This is a genomic window from Cohnella terricola (assembly GCF_007786475.1).
Classification (GTDB): Bacteria; Bacillota; Bacilli; order Paenibacillales; family Paenibacillaceae; genus Cohnella; species Cohnella terricola.
This window is the reverse complement of sequence record NZ_VNJJ01000002.1, coordinates 1-19,397: the sequence shown is the minus strand read 5'-3', so window position 1 is coordinate 19,397 and position 19,397 is coordinate 1. Positions and strand designations below refer to the sequence as shown.

The window sequence follows — 19,397 nt, the reverse complement described above, 5'->3', positions numbered from 1 at the left end:
GAGGGCGTAATATGCCTCACTTGCTTATCCGGGGAGTACCGCCGGAACGGATTCGCGCGATCAGCGGATCGTTGGTGACGGAGCTGGCTGCATTTTGCAGTTGCCCAGAGGACTATTTTCTATTAGAAGTTTTGAATACGACCGCAGTGTTCGGAGGGGAATTCGTACCTTCGTATCCTTTCGTTGAGGTCAATTGGTTCGATCGGGGCCAGGACGTTCGCGACCAGGTCGCGGAGAGCATCGACCGCCATATCCGATCTCAGGGAATCGAGGAAGTCGAAATCGCTTTTCGCGCGTACGCCGAGGACAGTTACTACGCGAACGGGAAGAAACTTGCCGCAGAGAGCGCCAAAGAGAGCGAACTGAAGGCGCTCAGGTCGGAAAATCAAAGATTGAAAGATGAATTGCAGCGGGCAAGAAAGGCGAGCCAAGCCGCCGGATCGACGATGTCCAGCAAACTCTACGACGCGTTAAGAGAGTAGCGTCGGATTGCGAGGTCATACCATGAGCAGAAGTTTGAGTTACCGTCCGGACGGCACGTTTAAGATCGTGCAATTTACCGATCTTCATTGGACGAACGGAGGGGAGAAAGACAAACGAACGCGCGCGCTGATGGAGCGGGTCTTAGAGGAAGAGCGACCGGACTTCATCGTTCTCACCGGGGACGTCATCGAGAGTCTTCGCTGCAACGATCCGCTGCAATCCTATCGGGACGTGTTGTCGGTTGTCGCGCAAAAAGGAATTCCGTGGGCGTCCATCTTCGGAAATCACGATTGCGAAGGAAACGTGTCAAAGGAACAGCTGATGGATATTCAGTTGGGGCTTCCGGGAACGGTGGCAGAAACGGGACCGGCGAACATCGCGGGAGTCGGCAACTTCGTTGTGCCGATCGCGGATTCCTCGAGCAAGACGGGAGCGGCGCTATATTTCCTCGATAGCGGGGCATATTCCGAATTGACGGCCGTGCCGGGGTACGATTGGATCCGCCCCAGTCAGATCGAATGGTTCCGCGAACAGGCTGCCAGGCTGAAAGAGGGCAACGGAGGAGTCGGCGTGCCCGGACTCGTCTTCTTCCACATCCCGCTGCCCGAATACCGCGAAGTATGGGATCACGTCGTTTGCCACGGCCATCGTTACGAGAGGGTGCAATCGCCGAAGCTGAACTCGGGTTTCTTCGCGGCGATGGTCCAGTCGGGGAGCGTGATGGGTACGTTCTGCGGCCACGATCACATCAACGACTACGTCGGAACGTTGCGAGGCATCAAACTATGCTACGGCCGGGCTACCGGATACAACACTTACGGCAGATGGCTGTATCGCAGAGGGGCGAGAGTGATTCAGCTTCGTCGGGGGGAGCCGGGATTCGAGACCTGGCTGCGTCTTGCCGGGGGCAAGAAAGTCGTTCACGCCCGCAAGCACTCCCCGAATTATTTCTCGCGAGCCTAATCGGCGAAATGCCGCTACAACCCGTGCTTTGTGCTCGGGTTTTTTGTTTTCGCCGAACTACCGACGCCCGTTCCCCCATTTCGCACGATATAACTCGGTTTCGCCGGACTACAGCCTCACGCGCTCCTGCGCCACTGCACATGAAAGTCTCCACACAGACCGTAAACTGCTCCGACGTCTCTCGTCCGTTTATTGGACGAGTTGTTACCGAATGTATCTTTTCTCAAAATATTTTGCGATATTACGAAACAAAATGTATCTCAATTGCGTTAAATCCTATACTACCGTAACGAATCCCAGGCCATGGGAGACGCGAGGAGATGAGGAGGTAGCGGGATGAGGAAAATCGTATTGGCTGGACTTAGCTTGTTGCTGCTGCTCAGCTTGCCGTTTACCGCTTGGGGAGCATCGAATTTATCCACCGAGCAGAAGTTCGAAGCGCTGAAGCAAAAAAATATTTTTACCGGATTCGCGGATGGCAGCTCCCGTCTGTACGAGCCGATGTCGCGAGAGCAACTGGCCGCTGTTTTATTCCGATTGATGGAGCTGCCTGCGGGAAACGCGGCGCCGAGTTACAACGATGTTCTGAAGACGCGCTGGTCTTTCAAAGAGATCGAGGCGGTTACGCGCGCTCAGCTCATGAACGGGACGAAGACGAGGATATTCTCGCCTGAAGCGAACGTGACGGTCGAACAGCTTGCCGTCATACTCGTCAGAAGTTATGGATTGTCCGGCGGGGGCTCCACCCCGGTAACCGGCCGAGTGTCCAAGTGGGCGAGAGGGGCCGTCAGCCTGGCTCTGGACCGTAAGCTGATTCCCCAACTCGGAGACTATACAGTAGATGCGAATCGGGGACTACTGGTCGAGGCGGCTTATACCGTATACGAGGATACGCACGTTGAACCCCTGAAAGTCCGCTCAGTCGAGCAGATCTCCAACCAATCCGTGCGGATCAATCTGCTGCAATGGGTAAATAGTTACGACACGAGTATTGATACGAGCAGGTTTGTTTTGAAAGACGGATACGGAAATTCGAGAACTGTATATCAAGCAACTATCAGCCAGGACGGCATGTCGATCGTGCTATGGACGGACCGGCAGATCGCCGGATTATTCCATACGCTTTCGATAGACGGCAACGTCTGGAGCTACACGTCCGCTTCCGATGATACGACGAAACCGACGATCGTGTCGCAGCCGGTCAAATTGCCGAACCGGGCTTATGAGCTTAGGTTCTCCGAGCCGGTCGACCAGAGCAGCGCGACGAACGCCAATAACTATCAGTTCAATAATGGGCTTAAAATCAAAACCTTGCAGCTTTCGCCCGATCAACGCGTCGTCACGTTCACAACTTCGGATCAAGCCGAGGACAAGACGTACCAATTGACGGTCCGTAACGTCAAGGATTTGGCGGGCAATGTGATGGACACGCGCAGCGATCTGTACATTAACAATGTGAAGCCCAAGGTTACGGAAGTGAAGATTGACGTCACGACAGCGATCGTCAGTGTCGTATTCAAAGAGAAAATCGATCCGCAGCAAGCCGTGCAGACTTATCATTACAGTATCGATAAAGGTTTGGTCGTCACCCAGGCTGTGCTGGAGAACGACGGGAAGACGGTCACGTTGCGAACGTCTCCGCAGCAGGACGGGAGTTATTACACATTAACAATAAGCGGCATTCCCGATCTCGCAGGCAACGTCATGGATCCTTCGACGAACTGGAAATTCGGCGCCGTTTCTAATCCGGTGATCCAAGCGACCGTTCAAAGCATTTCCGCAGTAAATCAAAATACGCTGGAAATCGTCTTTAACCGGGCTTTGTCCGATGCCGACGTAAAAAACGTCAAGATCACCAATCTCACCGATAATGGACCCGGAGCATCGATGTCGGACTGGAGCGCTTTCGTGCAGCGCACTCCGGGAAGCGACAGGGCGGTAACGATCCAATATCGCACGAGATCGTCCGGCAATCCGGCATTGTTCACCAGCGGACACGTCTACACCGCACGCGTTACCGGAGTAGCGGGATTAAACGCTTCTGGAGGCGCGGATACGACCGCATTCGGCGGAACTGTCGTAAGCAATCCGGTACCGTACGCGACCCAAGCGATCGTGTTGGACGGCAATACGATCAAAGTGATGTTCAGCGAACCGATTAAAAACGCGAGCAGATTTGCATTTTACATCAATGAAAAAGATGGCGGCGAGTTACGCATTGATAGCATCGATCCGGACGATAAAGGGAATATTGTCACCGAGGTTATTCTGAGGCTTAAGGACGGGCTACAACCTAGAAAGCAATACGCGGTTTCATTCCGCCCGGATACGATTACGGATGCGGCGGGATGGAACGGATGGAAGACGGCGGAAGGAAACCAACCGTTCTTCGTATACTTCAACACGTAGCGAACGTAACGACGGCCGAGGGCGGATAACGCCTTCGGCTGTTGTTCGCCTTGCGTCCCGCATGTAAAATAAACAAGGGAGCGCTCGCAGCCTGCAGCTTGATCTGCGAGCCGATCCGAGAGACTTATCGGCGCGGGAGGTTCGATTATTGTACGTACTCATCGGTTATTATATCGTCGTGAACTTGATTACGATCTACTTAATGGCGCATGACAAAAATCTGGCAAGAAGGCACGGAAGAAGGGTGCCGGAGAGAACGTTATTCTTATGGGCGGCGATCGGAGGGGCGGCCGGAGGAATAATAGCTATGCGGGTATGGCGGCACAAAACGAAACATCTCTCGTTCGTGATCGGCATGCCGGCCATTCTGGTTCTGCAAGCGATACTGGTTTACCTGAACTGGGATTAACGAGCCGCAGTTCTAGCAAAAAGGCGGATGCCGGGGAATAATCCCTGCGCATCCGCCTTTTTTCGTTAAGGGGTCGTTTGAACCAACTTCTTCAATAATACACTCGCGTCGGCCCATTTTTCTTCGGTGGCCCGAATGGCGACGATCTCGCGCTCGCCTGTCATCTCGACGCCGTGAAATACGGGATTGCCCGTAATGTCGATGCCGTAAGCAAACTCGGAAGGCTCATCATTGTCTTGAGCATTCTTGATTTTATTATCCGGGATGCGTAAGCCCGTCTTCGCAACGAAATCGTCCAGTTTAACGAAAGCGCCTTGGCCGGCGAGGGTTTTGAAGTTTTTCTCGTCCGTAATGTACAGGTCGCTTTTCTCTGTGATCAGCATAAGAACGCTCTTCTGCTGCAAGGCCATGTCTTGCTCGCTTCTCACTTCGGGAGGATTGTAGACGAGGGAAGTGGCGATCCGCTGCCATTCCGGAACAAGCTTGAGCATATTCTGCTCAAGCAAATTCGTGTCCGCGAAGTAAAAGTTGCCGAAGACGCTCACAGTCAGATTGGCAGGGGGCGTATTGGCGGCTTCCCTTCTTTTGTCGATGCCTTCTTTTATGCTAAATCCGGCAACCAGGAGGACGATAATGCCGATAATGACATGCACCTTATAGTAATAAAAGAAGTGCCCGAGTTTCGTCTGTTTCTCGACCGTGCTAATCTTCTCCGACTCGATGCCGATGACGATATTGTAGGCGCGATTGATTTCCTTCAGGTCGAGCGTGTCCTCGTCGTCTTCTCCGGAGTCCGTGCGCGATTTTTCCGAACGGGCTCTTTTCAGCAAAATGAAATAACGATTTTCCACTTGTTCGCGCGTCGCGTCTTCCGGTAAACCTAATGTTTCATAAGCTTTTTTTAATTCATCATTCATGTTGGATCACTCCATTCCGCAATGCCGCTGCTGTCTACCTTCATATGAATCATACACGAATAGCGGAAGAGTGCGCAAACTTACCAAGGCTTGAGAACCGATTCCCCTTCTTTGTAAGCAGGTGCGGGAGTGGGAGCAGGTGCGGAATTGGCCGATGGGGCGGGAGCGCTTGGTTCCGGTTCGTTCGCAACGGCGTTGACGCTCGTTTGTTCTTCGGCGGCGACTGCCACGTCCATATTGCTGGATCCTTGGAATACGCCTCCCGATTCGATGGACAGCTCATGCGCCGATAAGTTCCCGTGCAGTTGCCCCGTCGCTTTGATCGTTAATTTGGCGGAAGCGGAGACGTTGCCCATCACCTGTCCGGCGATGACGACGTTGCGTGCTTTGACATGGGAGCGTGCGATCCCGTTCTCACCGATCGTGATGTCCCCGGCGCAATCGATGTCTCCGATCATTTGCCCCTCTATGCGCAAGCCGGCTTCCGATTTGATCTTGCCTTCGAAAGTTGTTCCTTCGCCGATTAGCGTATCCGTCGTATTCGGGTCGATCTTCGCTTTTTTCTTGCCCTTGAACATGTTCATTTACTCCTTCTCGTTGCTTTAAGATAAGGTTGAGGATCCACGTGCTCACCGTTGACGAAGACTTCGTAATGAAGATGCGGACCAGTGCTTCTTCCTGTCGATCCAAGTTCGCCGATAATATCGCCTTTGCTTACTTTCGTACCGACTGTGGTCAATATTTTGCTCATATGAGAGTAATGCGTTTTGACTCCGTTGGAGTGGCTGATCATCACGTTGTTGCCGTGGGAAGTGCTGCGTCCCGCCTCGATGACGGTTCCGTCCGCCGCCGCATAGATCGGATCGCCGATGTCGCCTCCGATGTCCAGACCGGCATGATACGTAGCCCGCCTCGTAAAAGGATCTTTGCGTATGCCGAAGGTAGAGGTGATTCGCCGCGAATCCGTCGGCCAGATCGTCGGAGTTACCGCGATTAGCTTCTGTTGCTTGGCTACGGCGTCTTTCGTCAGTTCGAGCTCCGGCTTCATGATCTCGATCCATTCACCGAGAGATGTGAACTCGTCCCTAGTTTTCTCAATCAGGTCATTCATCTCTTGATCCGTAACCGGGAGTTCTTCGCCGCCCGTTCCGCCGTCCATCGCGAACTGGTCGGATTCGTCGATCGTGCCTTCGATGGACATCTTGTTCGACGATCGGGATTTGTCGGTGTCCGTCTCCAGACCTACCATTTCTTTCAGCTGCGATTCCAACGCTTTGATGTCCTTCATGCGGGTATCGATCTCTTTGGCATGACCCGACAATTCGGCAAGATCGGTCTGGAGCTCGTTAATATGCTCGTTTTTGTCCTCGATCGTTTTCTTGTACTCTCCGACCGATGAGGACAATTCCTGCTTGAGTTGGTCGATCTGGCTGATATTTCCGCGATAGAGCAGGAAAGCAGCAATGCATCCGACCAGAAGCGCCAGAATCAGAAAGGCGCCGACTACGAGAAATACCGCCGACAGTTGGAAACGTTTAACCGTGCTGTTAGCATCAGGGATCACCATGAAGGTGAACCGCTTATTCCGCCATTTCATGACTTTCCTCCTGCGTGTACTCCATCTTCACCTAAAGGTAATTCGACCCAATTTGCCATATTCCTTGTTTTACTGAAAAAAAGGAAAAGAATCAATAGTGGAAAAGGAGGAATTTGTCGGACAAAGGCGAATCCATTAATAATATCGAGCAATCGGACAAGGCTTGAGCCAGTAGGAGGGTATTCATGTTCAGATTAGCGGGAATCGACATCGGCAACGACAGCGTTAAGCTTGTCGTCAATGAAACGAGTGAGCCGATCATTATTCCGAATATCGTGTCACCGGGATATGAAAGGCATATTCTTCAAGAGGAAGACGCTCCTCTCAAGGCGTTGGATGTAATGGTTTACAGTCCGAGTCTAAAGAAAAAGGGCCAACGTTATTTCGTTGGTCAACTGGCTTCCGAAGATCAGGATAATGCTGAGCTCGAAGAGACCGACAATAAAGCGACCAGCGATCAATCGCTCATCGTTGCGCTCACCGCGCTCGCCTATGCGAGCATCACGAACGCGGCGAACACGCTCCAACCCGGGCAAACGATCGATCAAGCGGAATACGTGATCGGAACCGGGCTGCCCGTGCGCGCATATGCGCGTTATCATCAAATCTTCGAAGAGAGATTGGTCGGCGAGCATGAAGTGACTTTCCTGTCCACGCCAAAGCTGCGCGGGCGCACGATTCGCATCAACATCCGCCGGGCGATTATCTCGATCGAGGGCGCTGCCGCTTTGTTCCATATGGCCACGCACGAGAACTTGCAGGTGAGAGACGAGGAACTTTATTACGGGTGCATCGGCATCTGCGAGATGGGCGCATTAACGACGGATTTCCCTGTCGTTAAACGCATGAGCATCGACAACCAGTTCAGCACAGGGGAGCAATTGGGTCTTGCCTCCTATTTGGATTCGATCATTCGCGATGTCGAAGACCAATTCGGGTATCGCTTCGCGAGCCGGACGAAACTGATCCAGCGCATTCGCAAGCAGGAATTCATTATCCAGCGCGTAGGCGAAGGGCAAGCGGATATTCGTCCGATCGTGCAAAACTACTTCGGCCGCGCCGCGCAGAAAATCGTGGATCTAATCCGCAAACGTTGGAAGAAATACCCGGACATTCAATGCTTCTACGTGCTTGGCGGAGGAGCCGCGGCTTTGAAACCGTACATACTGGACGTTGCCGAGAATATGCGTTTGCGTTTCGTGGATAACAGCGAGCTGCAGAACGTATACGGCTATTTGAAGCTGGCGAAGAACAAAACTTCGCAAGCGGAAATGATTTAATTGAGTCAAAACCATATGCAAGATCAAAAAAGCGATGGCACGGGGAGTATCCCCAAGCCGTCGCTTTGTTTTTGCCGCCGCATCTGTATCCGTAAATCGTCCAGATAACATCCGCGACTATATCGAATAGGATAATGCAGCGGATATGGAGGAGATGGACGTCCATGAATGGGAAAATGATCGCCCTTGTCAAGGAAACGCGGGGACCCGGCGCCGTTCTGCGATCCGTTGACGTTCCCGACCCGGGTTCCGACGAAGTATTGGTGCGGATTAAAACGACTTCGATATGCGGGACGGACTTGCATATTTATGATTGGGACGATTGGGCCGAGAAAACGGTCGTCACGCCCAACGTATTCGGTCACGAATTTTGCGGGATTGTGGAGGTCGTAGGCGAACGGGTAACGAACGTCAAGGTCGGCGACTACGTTTCCGCGGAAGGCCATATCGTTTGCGGAGTTTGCAAGATGTGCCGGACGGGCAATGCCCACGTCTGTCCAAACACCAAAAGCTTCGGCATCACCGTTCCGGGTTGTTTTGCCGAATACGCGTTGGTCAAATCATCCAACGTTATTCACAATGCCCCCAATCTGCCCTACGAGTTTGCCTGTCTACAGGATCCTCTCGGCAACGCCGTGCAGACCGTATTGTCGGGAGAGATCGTCGGCAAAACGGTACTGATCACGGGGGTTGGATCGATCGGATTGATGGCCACGGCGGTGGCGAAAGCCTGCGGCGCCGGAACGGTCTTGGCTGCGGACGTGAATCGTTACCGGCTGGACATGGCGGGCAAGATGGGCGCCGATGTGCTGATCGACAGCTCGCATTGTTCTTTACAAGAGGAAGTTAGGAAACATACCGCGGGATTGGGAGCGGAAGTCGTTCTCGAGATGTCGGGCCATCCTCAAGCGATCCGGGACAGCCTCGATGCCGCCGCCAATGCCGGCAGGGTATCGCTGCTCGGCATTCCTTCCAAGGACGTATCGCTAGACCTGTCCAGCCAGATTATTTTCAAAGGCTTGCAGGTGCATGGAATTACGGGCAGAAAAATGTACGAGACATGGTATCAGGTAAAAGGATTGCTCGAATCCGGCCGGCTCGACCTGCGCGGGCTGGTTACCCATAAATTGAGACTCGAACAATACGAGGAGGCTTTCGAGCTGATGCGCTCCGGCCAATGCGGGAAAATCGTGTTCGTTCATGATGAAGGCGGTGAATCGTATGGAGATTAAAGGTTTGAAAGATGAGCTTGCGGGACTTAAAAACGAGGGTAGATACCAATCGCTGAAAATATGGGAGACGGGATCCGGCACGTGGATGGAACTGAACGGACGCAAAGTGTTGCAGATGTGTTCCAATAACTATTTGGGTTTGACCAACCATCCCGAGCTGAAACAAGCCGCGACCGAAGCGATCACCAAGTACGGGGTTGGCAGCGGATCCGTCCGCACGATCGTCGGGACGCTGGATATCCATGATCGCTTGGAAAACGAACTTGCCAGGTTCAAGAATACGGAAGCCGCCTTGGTCTTCCCGTCCGGATTTACGGCCAATCAGGGAATTCTATCCTCGATTCTCGGCGAAGAGGACGCGGTGATCAGTGACGAACTTAATCATGCTAGCATTATCGACGGCATTCGTTTAACCAAAGCCATACGTAAAGTTTTCAAACACAAAGACATGGACCAATTGGAGGCGGCACTAAAGGAGAGTGCGGATTGCCGCAGAAGGGTCGTCGTCACGGACGGGGTATTCAGCATGGACGGCGATATCGCCCCGTTGCCGGATATCGTGGCCTTGTGCGAACGGTACGATGCGATCGTATACGTCGACGACGCGCATGCCAGCGGAGTCCTTGGCAAGAACGGGAAGGGCTCCGCAGATCATTACGGCTTGCACGGCAGGATCCATGTCCAGGTGGGGACGTTATCCAAAGCGATCGGAGCGGTGGGCGGTTATATGGCCGGCTCGCAGTCGTTAAAAGATTATTTGATTCATAAAGCGCGTCCTTTCCTGTTCAGCACGTCCCAACCGCCTTCGGTTGCGGCGACTTGCCTGGCGGCTATCCAAGTTCTCTCTTTCTCGCAGCATCTGCTCGACCGGATGTGGAATAATACGGCGTATTTCCGCGATCGATTAAAAGAAATCGGCTTCGACACGGGTATCAGCGAAACGCCGATCATTCCGGTAATCATCGGCGACCCCGCCCGAACGTCCCGGTTCTCCGAAGAACTTCTGGAAGAAGGCGTGAGCGCGACCGGAATTGTCTACCCGACGGTGGCGATGGACAAAGGCCGGATTCGGATGATCGTGACCGCTTCGCATACGACGGGTGATCTCGATTTTGCGCTGGACAGATTAACGGAGGTAGGGCGACGCTTCGGTCTTGTCTAGTGCGGGACTCCATTTTGGAATTGCAAAACGGCGGAACAGGTACGTGCCTATTCCGCCGTTTTTTTGGCGCATCCGATTATTGTTTTCTGCCGCCGATCCAAGCCGATTGAATCTCCAAGGAAACGTCGAGCTGCAGGAAGTCCGCTTTCTTGCCGACTTCGAGCGTTCCGATCTGGCCGTCTAGACCAAGCTGGCGCGCAGGGTTGGCGCTGGCCATGCGGCTCGCTTCTTCAAGCGGTACGCCGATGACGTTCACCAAGTAGCGCACGGCGCTGATCATCGTCAGCGTGCTTCCGGCGAGGCTATCGTTTTCCTTCAGGCGGGCGACTCCGCACTTCATGTAGACGGGAAGTCCTCCGAGATCGTAATCGCCGTCCGGCATTCCAGCCGCGGCCATCGCATCGGTGACGAGAATGACGTTATGCGTGCCTTTGGCGCGAGTAATAAGCTTGACGCCGGCGGGATGAACGTGGTGCCCGTCGGCGATGACTTCCGCGGTAATCCGGTCGTCCGTCAGCACCGCGCCGACCGTTCCGGGATTACGATGGTGCAGCGGCGTCATCGCGTTAAACGTATGGACCGCGTGGCGCAAGCCGTGGTCCGCGGCGGCGACGATCTGATCGTAAGTCGCATCGGTGTGGCCGCAGCTAGGGACAATACCGTTGCTTGCCAGTTTCTCGATATATTCAAGCGAACCTTCAATCTCGGGCGCGAGCGTCTGAATCTTGATGACGCCCGGGAATCGGCTTACCCATTCGTCCAACCATTCCGGTTGGGGAGGAAGGATGTAGGCGGGATTTTGCGCGCCTTTCCATTTGACGTTAACGAATGGTCCTTCCAGATGGACGCCGACGATTTGCGCGTAATCCATCGGTTGGGACATATAGGAGCTGACTCTCTCCAAAACCGCTGTCAAATCTTCGCGGGAAGCCGTTAACGTCGTCGCCAGCAAACTTGTCGTACCGTTCGAGGCGTGGAATTTCGTAATTGCTTTAATGCCTTCTTCGTCGGCGTCCATAAAATCGTGATTGGCGCCTCCGTGAACGTGAACGTCGATAAATCCGGGGACCAGCCAGTTGCCTCTCGCATCGATCCGTTCAGCGGAAGATGCGAGAGGCTCGCTTCCGTCTAGATCGGTCACTGCACCGATCGCCGCGATCAATCCGTCCTTTATCCGGATATAACCTTGCTCGATGACTCCGGACGGGGTAACGACACGTCCGCCTACGACGAGAAATTCTCCGCTCGCGTCGCTCATGCCAATTTACCCGCAGCAGCGGTATCCAACAGCACGATCAGATTCGGGTGCGTTTGCAGCAAGGAAGCCGGGACATCCGTCGTAATCGGACCTTGTAGAGCTTGCTTGATAATGTCCGCTTTGTCCGCGCCTTTGACGACGAGCAGAATCTTTTTGGCTTTCAGGATCGTGCCGACGCCCATCGTCAACGCTTGTTTCGGAACTTCGTCGATCGATGCGAAGAAGCGGGCGTTCGCTTCGAGCGTTTGCTCGGCGAGGTCGACGGTATGCGTCCCTTTGATCAAAGCGTGCGAAGGCTCGTTAAAGCCGATGTGCCCGTTATGCCCTAATCCGAGCAACTGCAGGTCGATCTGGCCGGACAGCTCGATCGCTTCGTCATAACGGCGGCATTCGTCGTCGAGATTGGAGGCGTTGCCGTTCGGAATGAAGCGCTGCGATTCGGGCAGGTCGATATGATCGAAGAGATGGGACTTCATATAGGAATGATAGCTTTCCGGATGATCGACCGGAATGTTGACGTATTCGTCCAAGTTAAACGTGGTTACGTTGCGGAAGCTGACCATGCCTCTCTCATAATCGCGCACAATCTGCTTATAGATGCCGACCGGAGTTCCGCCTGTGGCCAACCCGAGCACTGCGCGTGGAATCGTCTGAACCTGCCCGACGATAATATTGGCCGCCGCTTCGTTAAGCTTTTCATCGCTGTCGAACGTAATTATATTCATTTCGTTTTTCTCTCCTCTTTGCCTGATGTGTACAGTTCTACGGTTTGGTAAGATTCTCTCAGCCGGGGGACATAGAGCTCGAAGTGCTCGCTAACGAGTCCGGTGAAAAGCACGTCGATCACATGCAGCGTTGCCATGCGCGAGGCCATGTCCCCGCGACGCATTCCGACTTCCGCGGAAGACGTGAACAGCTTGATGGCCGCATGCTCCGTCAGCGTGTTCGCGCCGAACCGGGTAATCGACAGCGTCGTCGCTCCCCGTTCGGCGGCGCACCGCAGCGCATGAATCGTCTCCGGCGTCTCTCCGGAGTACGAGATGCCGATCGCCACGTCGTTCCGCGTTATCGATGCGGCCGACGTTAGTTGAAGATGGGGATCGGAGAACGCCGCGGCCGCTTTGCCGATCTGAATCAGCTTGTGAAAGAAATCCTGAGCGACGATGCCGGAAGTCGCGGAACCGTACAGATCGATGCGGGATGCATGGTGCAGCGCTTCGATTGCGAGCCGCAACTGCGCCTGATCGAGCACCTGGGTCGTATCCGTGATCGATCGCAAATGGTTTGCCGTAATCGCCGCCACGATCTCGTGCAGGGGATTGCCTGCGACGATGTCCTGATACTGATTGGGCGTGGACGTCATCTGGACGAGCTCGGTGGCGAGCTTCTGTTTGAATTCGGGAAAGTTGTGCGAGTGGAACGTTTTGCAGAACCGCGAGATCGTCGCCGGACTGCTTCCGGATTGGGCAGCAAGCTCGGTAATCGTCATCTGTACGGCTTGCCGAGGATGGTTGAGCAAGTATTCCGCCAAAGCCCGTTCCTTCTGGTGCAGGCTGTCTAGTTTTTCTTGAATGGCGTTCAGAATACTCATGGCATCACCCTTATTGAGTAAAATTAGTTTCTTATTAATTGCAAATTTCAAGAAAACTATTTTCATGATCGACTTTATTGTACCGTAGAGGCTATGAACTTGCAATCCGCGGTTTTATCGATCCAAACGAACTTTTTCGACGGGGCCATTTATATCTAACTTGGAATAGGGCGTATATTTATTTGAATCGTAGCGAATATTATCCAGTTTACGGAAATGAATTGACAGTCATTTACCCACGCCCTTATATTGGTAACAGAAAATAGAAAACGCTTTCAAAAAAGCGATGTTCTTACGTGAGTGATCGAAGGGAGACGGCAGTATCGATGCAGACGGTTGAGAAACAATCCGCGAGCGGGGCGATCATCCGCGCGGATGGCGTTACACGCGTCTTCGGCAAGGGAAGCGGCGCGGTTACGGTGTTGAAAGGCGTTGATTTCGAACTGCCGGCAGGCAAACTCGTCGCCATGAAAGGCCGTTCCGGTTCCGGCAAAACGACGCTGATCAACTTGCTCGGGGCGTTGGACCGTCCGACGGATGGGACGATTACGTTCGATGGCCGAGATATGACTTCGATGTCGGGCAAGCGGCGCGACGAAGTCAGGCGCAAGGAAATGGGGCTAATTTTCCAATCGTTCGCCTTGATTCCGCTAATGTCCGCCTATGAGAACGTTGAGTTCGTCTTGCGAATATCCGGTTACCCGAAGCAGGGGCGAAAAGAGGCGGCCGTTCAGGCGTTAGATCGCGTCGGCCTTAAAGCCCGGATGCATCACCGCCCGTTCGAGATGTCGGGTGGAGAGCAGCAGAGAACGGCCATCGCCAGAGCGATCGCCCATAAACCTAAGCTGATCTTGGCGGACGAACCGACCGCGGAGCTAGACAGCCGGACGGGGCTGCACATTATTAAGCTGTTTCGGGATTTAGTTGAGCAAAGCGGCGTGACGATCGCCTTGACGACGCACGATCCGGCCATCATGGAGATCGTCGACCTTGTATACGAACTGGAGGATGGACAAATTGTCTCGCACTCTTAATCGAACGGCGGCAGCGGCGCTTTCGCTCCTTCTCGGGAGCACACTAGCGGGCTGCTCGTTATTGCCTAAGGAAGAAGAGGCGCTTAAGCCGCCTTTGGTCAAGCCCGTACAAGAAAACTATTCGACCGTGACCGCGGAGAAAGGCTCGATCGTTAAGGCGATCACGGGAAGCGCGACGTTCGAATCCGTCGCGACGGAGATTGCTCAATATTCGGGCAAAGGCGGACGGATAGACAAAATTCTGGTGAAATCCGGGGACCAGGTCAAAAAGGGCGATATTCTCGTCCAATTGATATTGGATGGACTCGACATACAACTAAAAGAGCAGCAACTCGCGCTCGAGAAAGCGAAATACGCAGTTCGGCAAGCTCGGAATGCGGACGATCAAGCGCTTAAAATCGCTGAGCTTCAGTTCGAAGTCGAGCAAATGAAATACGATCGGCTGTCCGAGCAATTCAATTCCAAGCAACTTAAGGCGAAGATGGATGGCGAAGTCGTGTTCGCGGAGTCGCTGAATGAAGGCGATTATGTTGAGGCCTATCAAACGCTCGTCACTGTTGCGGACCCGACCAAGCTGCGGCTCGCCCTGCGCGTCGAGGATCCGAAAGATATTCACGATGTGGCAGTCGGCGTCCCGGCGGAAATTACCCTCAAAGGGGAGAAAGTGTCGGGCAAAGTCACGCAAACACCGGCTTCCTCTCCGGAGACGGCGAACAAAGATTTGATGGAGAAATATAACAGAACGCTATATATCGAAGTTCCCAATTTGCCGAAGGATGCCGAAATCGGCTTGATCGCCAGCGTAAAGATCATTACGGAGCAACGCGAAGACGTGATCAAGATTCCGCGGAGCGGATTGCGTTCTTATCTCGGACGTAATTTCGTTAGGGTTCTGGAGGACGGCACACGGCTTCGCGAGATCGACGTCGAGCCGGGAATTGTCGGGTCTACGGAAATCGAGATCGTCAAAGGGCTCACAGAAGGTCAAGTGGTCGTAATGCAATAATAATTAACGCATCTCTAGGTTCAGGGAGGCTTCAGCGTGGCCTTATTGGTGATGATTTTACGTAAAATGGTTCAGAACAAATGGCTCGTATCGAGCCTGTTCTTCGGAATATTGCTGAGCGTTGCGGTTGTAGGCACGATGCCCATCTACTCCGAAGCGATTCTAACCCGCATGTTGGTTAAGGATCTGGAGACCTTCCAGAAAGATAAGGGAATTTACCCGGGGCAGCATTGGTCGTTGATGGGGTTCTATAATGAAGCTCCGGACCAACGCGCTTCCAAGATCGATGAGATGGATCGATTCATGGCCGATAATGTCGGACCGGGATTCGGGGTTCCGATCCAAGAATTCGTCAGGGAAAGACGGACGAGATCGGTGAAGTTCGTTCAAGAAGGCGGAACCGTTTTGAAAAAAAATCCGCCGACCGCCACGCTCCGCTCCCTTACAGGCCTGGAGCAGCATATCCGGTTAGTGGACGGGAGGCTTCCGTCCGGGGTGCCCGTGAACGGGATCTACGAGACGTTAGTGACACAGCAGGCGCTTTCCAATTTTAAGATCGTATTGAATCAAGTATTTACGCTGAACGATGACAGTATTGTCGGCACGGTCAAGATAAAACCCGTCGGAGTGTTCAGTAAACGGCAGGACGACGATCCGTATTTCCGCACCCCGAGCCTGGTTGATCTGAATACCGCGTTCATCGTCGACGAAGATTTGTTCGATCGCGAATTCATTAGAGGAAATAAAGTTCCGGTTGCCTCGAGCGGTTGGTATTTCGTCCTCGATTATTCGAAGATGGAGCTTGGGAACGTGAAGGGTTTTCTCGAGACGGATAAAGAGATTCGGGCCAAGATCAAATCCATGGTCATCAGTACGCAAATCGAATTCGGAGCTCCGGCGATCGATACGATCCAGAAATATTTCGAACGCTCCAAGCAATTAAGCAAGCTGATGTGGTCGTTAAACGTACCGGTATTGATTATGCTCGGTTTTTACATGTTCATGGTATCGAACTTGATCGTCGACCGACAGAAGAACGAGATTGCCATCCTGCGAAGCAGGGGGGCGGCAAGATGGCAGATCGTCGCTTCTTTCGCGATCGAAGGGGCGCTGCTCTGCGCCGTCGCCTGGATCTCGGGACCGTTCATCGGGGTGGGGCTGACGAAAGTGCTAGGCGCGTCCAACGGTTTTCTGGAGTTCGTACAACGCTCGCGAATGACGGTACATCTTAACGATCAAGCTTTCTTGTATGGAGGCGTTGCCGCAGCGGTCTCGTTCTTGATGATGCTCGTTCCGGTCATGCTAGCGACCCGGGTGTCCATCGTCGGCCATAAGCAGCAGTTGGCTCGAATGCAGCGTACGCCATTTTGGCACAAAGCTTATCTCGACGTGCTCGCGCTAGCGGTATCCTTATACGGGCTGTATACGTTCCGAAATCGGCTAAAGGATCTGCAAAGTCTTGGATTAAACTCGGACGATTTGAATCTCGATCCGCTGCAATTCGTCATGCCGGCTTTGTTCGTTATCGGGTCGGGTTTGTTGCTGCTAAGGTTATACCCGTATGCATTAAGGCTGATTTACTGGGTCGGGCGCAAATGGTGGCCGCCATCCCTGTACGCGACGCTGATTCAGGTCGGGCGTTCAAACGGCCAATATCAATTTCTGATGGTATTCCTGATCATGACAATCGCGATCGGCGTATTCAGCGCGGGCGCCGCCCGCACGATAAACGCCAACAATGAAGACAGAATCCGGTACAGCCATGGGGCGGAATTCATTTTGCAATCGCAATGGGCGAACGATAAGCCGGCGTCTTGGAGTCCAAGCGGGCCTCCGGTGTTCGGCGGCTCGCCCGGGAACGATGAGGCGTCAACTTCGAAAGTGATTCATTATTTGGAGCCTTCGTTTGAACCGTATCGAAAGCTTGACGGTGTCGAAGAAGCGGCCAAAGTATTCGTCAAACCGAAAGCGGTGTTCTCCGTGGGCAACGAGCAAGGAACGGCTACGCTGATCGGTATCGAAAGCGACGATTTCGGGCGAACGGCTTGGTTTCCGAATCATCTACTGGATTACCCTTTGTACGAATACATGAACTTGATCGCATCCGATTCTCGCGCGGTGCTTATCTCTAGAACGCTAGCGGAGCAACGGAACTTGAAGAAGGGCGATACGATCAATGTCGGATGGGATAAAGTCAATTCCCAACCGTTCGTCGTTTTCGGTATCATCGATTATTTTCCAACCTTTAATCCGAACCCTCCGATCGGTTCGATTAACGCGTCCGACAAGAACGCGAAAAACAATGCGCCAATGCTGATCGTCGGGAACTTGGGACGCATTCAGTTCCAACTTGCTCTCGAGCCGTACCAAGTATGGCTGAAGATGAAGCCGGGGTACTCTACGGAAGAACTTTACGAGAGCATCGAGAAGCAGAAGCTGCCGATAACGAGCATCGTGAATACGAAAGAGGATTTGGTTAAAGCCAAGAACGATCCGTTTCTGCTGGCGCTGAACGGGATATTGACGCTTGGCTTCATCATCTCGATCACGGTCAGCTTTATTGGTTTCCTGCTCTATTGGATTTTGTCGTTGAAAGGACGGACGCTGCAGAACGGGATCATGAGGGCGATCGGCTTGTCGCTGCGGCAATTAATTGCCATGCTGACGCTCGAGCAGTTGCTTACTTCGGGAACGGCGATCCTAATCGGGGTGACGGTCGGCAATCTGGCGAGCAGGCTATTCGTGCCGAACTTCCAGATTGCCTTTAATCCGGGCAGTCTCGTTCCGCCGTTTAAGGTTGCGTTCGCGGCGATCGATTTTATCCGGCTATATTCCATCGTCGGGTTCATGCTGGCGATCGGGCTAGCCATTCTAAGCTTCATGCTCTCCCGGATCCGTGTCCATCAAGCGCTCAAGTTGGGGGAGGATTAACCGATGATTACGTGCGAAGGCTTGGTCAAAATCTACAAAGCGGCCGATCTGGAAGTGTTCGCGCTGCAAGGATTGGACTTGCAGATCGATGCCGGAGAACTGATGGCGATTATCGGCAACAGCGGAAGCGGCAAATCCACGCTGCTTAACATGCTTGGGGGGCTGGACCGGCCGTCGGCGGGCAGGCTGGAGATCGACGGCAAGAACATGCTGAAGATGAGCGAGCGGGATTTAGTTCGTTATAAACGAGAGAGCGTCGGTTTCGTCTGGCAGAACAATGCGCGGAATCTCATTCCGTATCTGAGCGCGCTCGAGAACGTGGAGCTGCCGATTCTGCTCAAGGGCAAGCGCAAGCGGCTTCGCGCCTTGGAATTGCTCGAGGCGGTCGGGCTCACCCACCGCAAAAACAACAAGCTTCACCAGTTGTCCGGCGGCGAGCAGCAGCGCGTGGCAATTGCTATCGCGCTCGCTAACCACCCCAAGCTGCTGCTCGCAGACGAACCGACCGGCTCGGTCGATTCGCGGATGGCCGATCAGATTCTGGATCTGTTCCGCGAATTGAACCGGACGATCGGTATTACCATCGTCATCGTCACGCACGATCCGCTGCTCGCGAAGAAAGTGGACCGCGTCGTCGCGATCCGCGACGGCAAGATTTCTTCGGAGATGCTGCGGCGCAAATCCTACGCCGAGGAGCTTGCCGAGCTCGAACTGGGCATCGCGCAGGCGGAGGAGGACTCGCACGTCGAGTTCGCGGTGCTCGATAAAGCCGGCCGTCTGCAAGTTCCGGCCGCGTATCTCGAATCGATCGGCGTCAAAGATTCGAACAAGGTCAAGCTCGAGCTCGCCGACGGCAAGATCGTGCTGACGTCTCCGGAAGCACCAAGTTCTCCTGAGGAAGCTTCATAGGCGGGGATAGCGGCTGAGAATGGACATTTCCCGGCGTGGCCTGGAAGTAGCACGATATAATCGAGTAACTCTTGTCGGTTTCCGCCGCGGTCTGGTCAAGTCCATTTTTATGTGTATATTCTCTTTAGATGAGGTTAGCCGGATGCAGTTAAACACGGCTACCTTTTTCTTTTTTCCATACTAGGTATGTCCGCATGTCAATAAATCGTTTTTCTT

General features: G+C 53.5%; 17 protein-coding genes. 11 read left to right on the top strand and 6 right to left on the bottom strand.

Annotated features, from left to right (window positions below):
- The first annotated feature begins 11 nt into the window (after positions 1-11).
- The 4 genes from FPZ45_RS03370 (at position 12) to FPZ45_RS03355 (ending at position 4,264) form a co-directional block, all read left to right on the top strand.
- The gene (locus FPZ45_RS03370; protein WP_144698451.1) at positions 12-482 is read left to right on the top strand and encodes a DUF1904 family protein; all 471 of its coding nucleotides are present in this window, start codon (positions 12-14) and stop codon (positions 480-482) included.
- A 22-nt stretch (positions 483-504) separates the two neighbouring features.
- Entirely contained in the window at positions 505-1,446 is a 942-nt protein-coding gene (locus FPZ45_RS03365; protein ID WP_144698449.1) for a metallophosphoesterase family protein, read from the top strand.
- Positions 1,447-1,782: 336 nt separating this feature from the next.
- Complete coding sequence (locus FPZ45_RS03360) at positions 1,783-3,855, top strand: Ig-like domain-containing domain (protein WP_144698447.1); 2,073 nt, start codon at positions 1,783-1,785, stop codon at positions 3,853-3,855.
- Between the two features lie 148 nt (positions 3,856-4,003).
- Positions 4,004-4,264, top strand: a complete 261-nt coding sequence (locus FPZ45_RS03355; RefSeq protein WP_186438211.1) for a DUF1294 domain-containing protein — start codon at positions 4,004-4,006, stop codon at positions 4,262-4,264.
- Between the two features lie 65 nt (positions 4,265-4,329).
- Here FPZ45_RS03355 and FPZ45_RS03350 read toward each other — a convergent pair whose 3' ends face one another.
- From FPZ45_RS03350 to FPZ45_RS03340, 3 genes are all read right to left on the bottom strand, one after another.
- Entirely contained in the window at positions 4,330-5,181 is an 852-nt protein-coding gene (locus FPZ45_RS03350; RefSeq protein WP_144698445.1) for a J domain-containing protein, read from the bottom strand.
- 80 nt (positions 5,182-5,261) lie between these two features.
- Positions 5,262-5,759: a bactofilin family protein gene (locus FPZ45_RS03345; RefSeq protein WP_144698443.1), complete on the bottom strand. Its 498-nt coding sequence runs from the start codon at positions 5,757-5,759 to the stop codon at positions 5,262-5,264.
- A 2-nt stretch (positions 5,760-5,761) separates the two neighbouring features.
- Positions 5,762-6,778: a peptidoglycan DD-metalloendopeptidase family protein gene (locus tag FPZ45_RS03340; protein WP_144698441.1), complete on the bottom strand. Its 1,017-nt coding sequence runs from the start codon at positions 6,776-6,778 to the stop codon at positions 5,762-5,764.
- Between the two features lie 185 nt (positions 6,779-6,963).
- Between FPZ45_RS03340 and FPZ45_RS03335 the strand changes: the two genes are divergently transcribed.
- The 3 genes from FPZ45_RS03335 to FPZ45_RS03325 all read left to right on the top strand — a co-directional run bounded on the left by FPZ45_RS03335 (position 6,964) and on the right by FPZ45_RS03325 (position 10,452).
- Positions 6,964-8,058 carry a ParM/StbA family protein gene (locus FPZ45_RS03335; RefSeq protein ID WP_144698439.1) on the top strand — a complete coding sequence of 365 codons (1,095 nt, stop codon included), beginning with the start codon at positions 6,964-6,966 and terminating at the stop codon, positions 8,056-8,058.
- Between the two features lie 134 nt (positions 8,059-8,192).
- Entirely contained in the window at positions 8,193-9,290 is a 1,098-nt protein-coding gene (tdh, locus tag FPZ45_RS03330; RefSeq protein ID WP_425456940.1) for an L-threonine 3-dehydrogenase, read from the top strand.
- On the top strand, positions 9,280-10,452 hold the full coding sequence (locus FPZ45_RS03325) for a glycine C-acetyltransferase (protein ID WP_144698435.1): 1,173 nt from the start codon (positions 9,280-9,282) through the stop codon (positions 10,450-10,452). Before tdh ends, FPZ45_RS03325 begins: the two co-directional genes overlap by 11 nt.
- A gap of 76 nt (positions 10,453-10,528) precedes the next feature.
- On the opposite strand, the gene nagA is transcribed toward FPZ45_RS03325, so the two are convergent.
- The 3 genes from nagA to FPZ45_RS03310 are packed head-to-tail and all read right to left on the bottom strand — an operon-like array spanning position 10,529 to position 13,301.
- Positions 10,529-11,710 carry an N-acetylglucosamine-6-phosphate deacetylase gene (gene nagA, locus FPZ45_RS03320; protein WP_144698433.1) on the bottom strand — a complete coding sequence of 394 codons (1,182 nt, stop codon included), beginning with the start codon at positions 11,708-11,710 and terminating at the stop codon, positions 10,529-10,531.
- On the bottom strand, positions 11,707-12,435 hold the full coding sequence (nagB, locus tag FPZ45_RS03315) for a glucosamine-6-phosphate deaminase (RefSeq protein ID WP_144698431.1): 729 nt from the start codon (positions 12,433-12,435) through the stop codon (positions 11,707-11,709). The genes nagA and nagB overlap by 4 nt, the downstream gene beginning before the upstream one ends.
- On the bottom strand, positions 12,432-13,301 hold the full coding sequence (locus FPZ45_RS03310) for a MurR/RpiR family transcriptional regulator (RefSeq protein ID WP_144698429.1): 870 nt from the start codon (positions 13,299-13,301) through the stop codon (positions 12,432-12,434). The genes nagB and FPZ45_RS03310 overlap by 4 nt, the downstream gene beginning before the upstream one ends.
- A gap of 326 nt (positions 13,302-13,627) precedes the next feature.
- On the opposite strand from FPZ45_RS03310, the gene FPZ45_RS03305 reads away from it, so the two are divergent.
- Genes FPZ45_RS03305 through FPZ45_RS03290 form a run of 4 tightly spaced genes read left to right on the top strand, consistent with a single transcriptional unit; the run spans position 13,628 to position 19,181 of the window.
- Positions 13,628-14,335 (top strand): ABC transporter ATP-binding protein, encoded by a 708-nt coding sequence (locus tag FPZ45_RS03305; protein WP_144698427.1) that lies wholly within the window; start codon positions 13,628-13,630, stop codon positions 14,333-14,335.
- Positions 14,319-15,341, top strand: coding sequence for an efflux RND transporter periplasmic adaptor subunit (locus tag FPZ45_RS03300; protein WP_186438210.1), 1,023 nt, complete (start codon positions 14,319-14,321; stop codon positions 15,339-15,341). The genes FPZ45_RS03305 and FPZ45_RS03300 overlap by 17 nt, the downstream gene beginning before the upstream one ends.
- Positions 15,342-15,377: 36 nt before the next feature.
- Positions 15,378-18,272, top strand: coding sequence for an ABC transporter permease (locus tag FPZ45_RS03295; protein ID WP_144698423.1), 2,895 nt, complete (start codon positions 15,378-15,380; stop codon positions 18,270-18,272).
- Positions 18,273-18,275: 3 nt separating this feature from the next.
- Positions 18,276-19,181 carry an ABC transporter ATP-binding protein gene (locus FPZ45_RS03290; protein WP_144698421.1) on the top strand — a complete coding sequence of 302 codons (906 nt, stop codon included), beginning with the start codon at positions 18,276-18,278 and terminating at the stop codon, positions 19,179-19,181.
- Positions 19,182-19,397 lie beyond the last annotated feature (216 nt).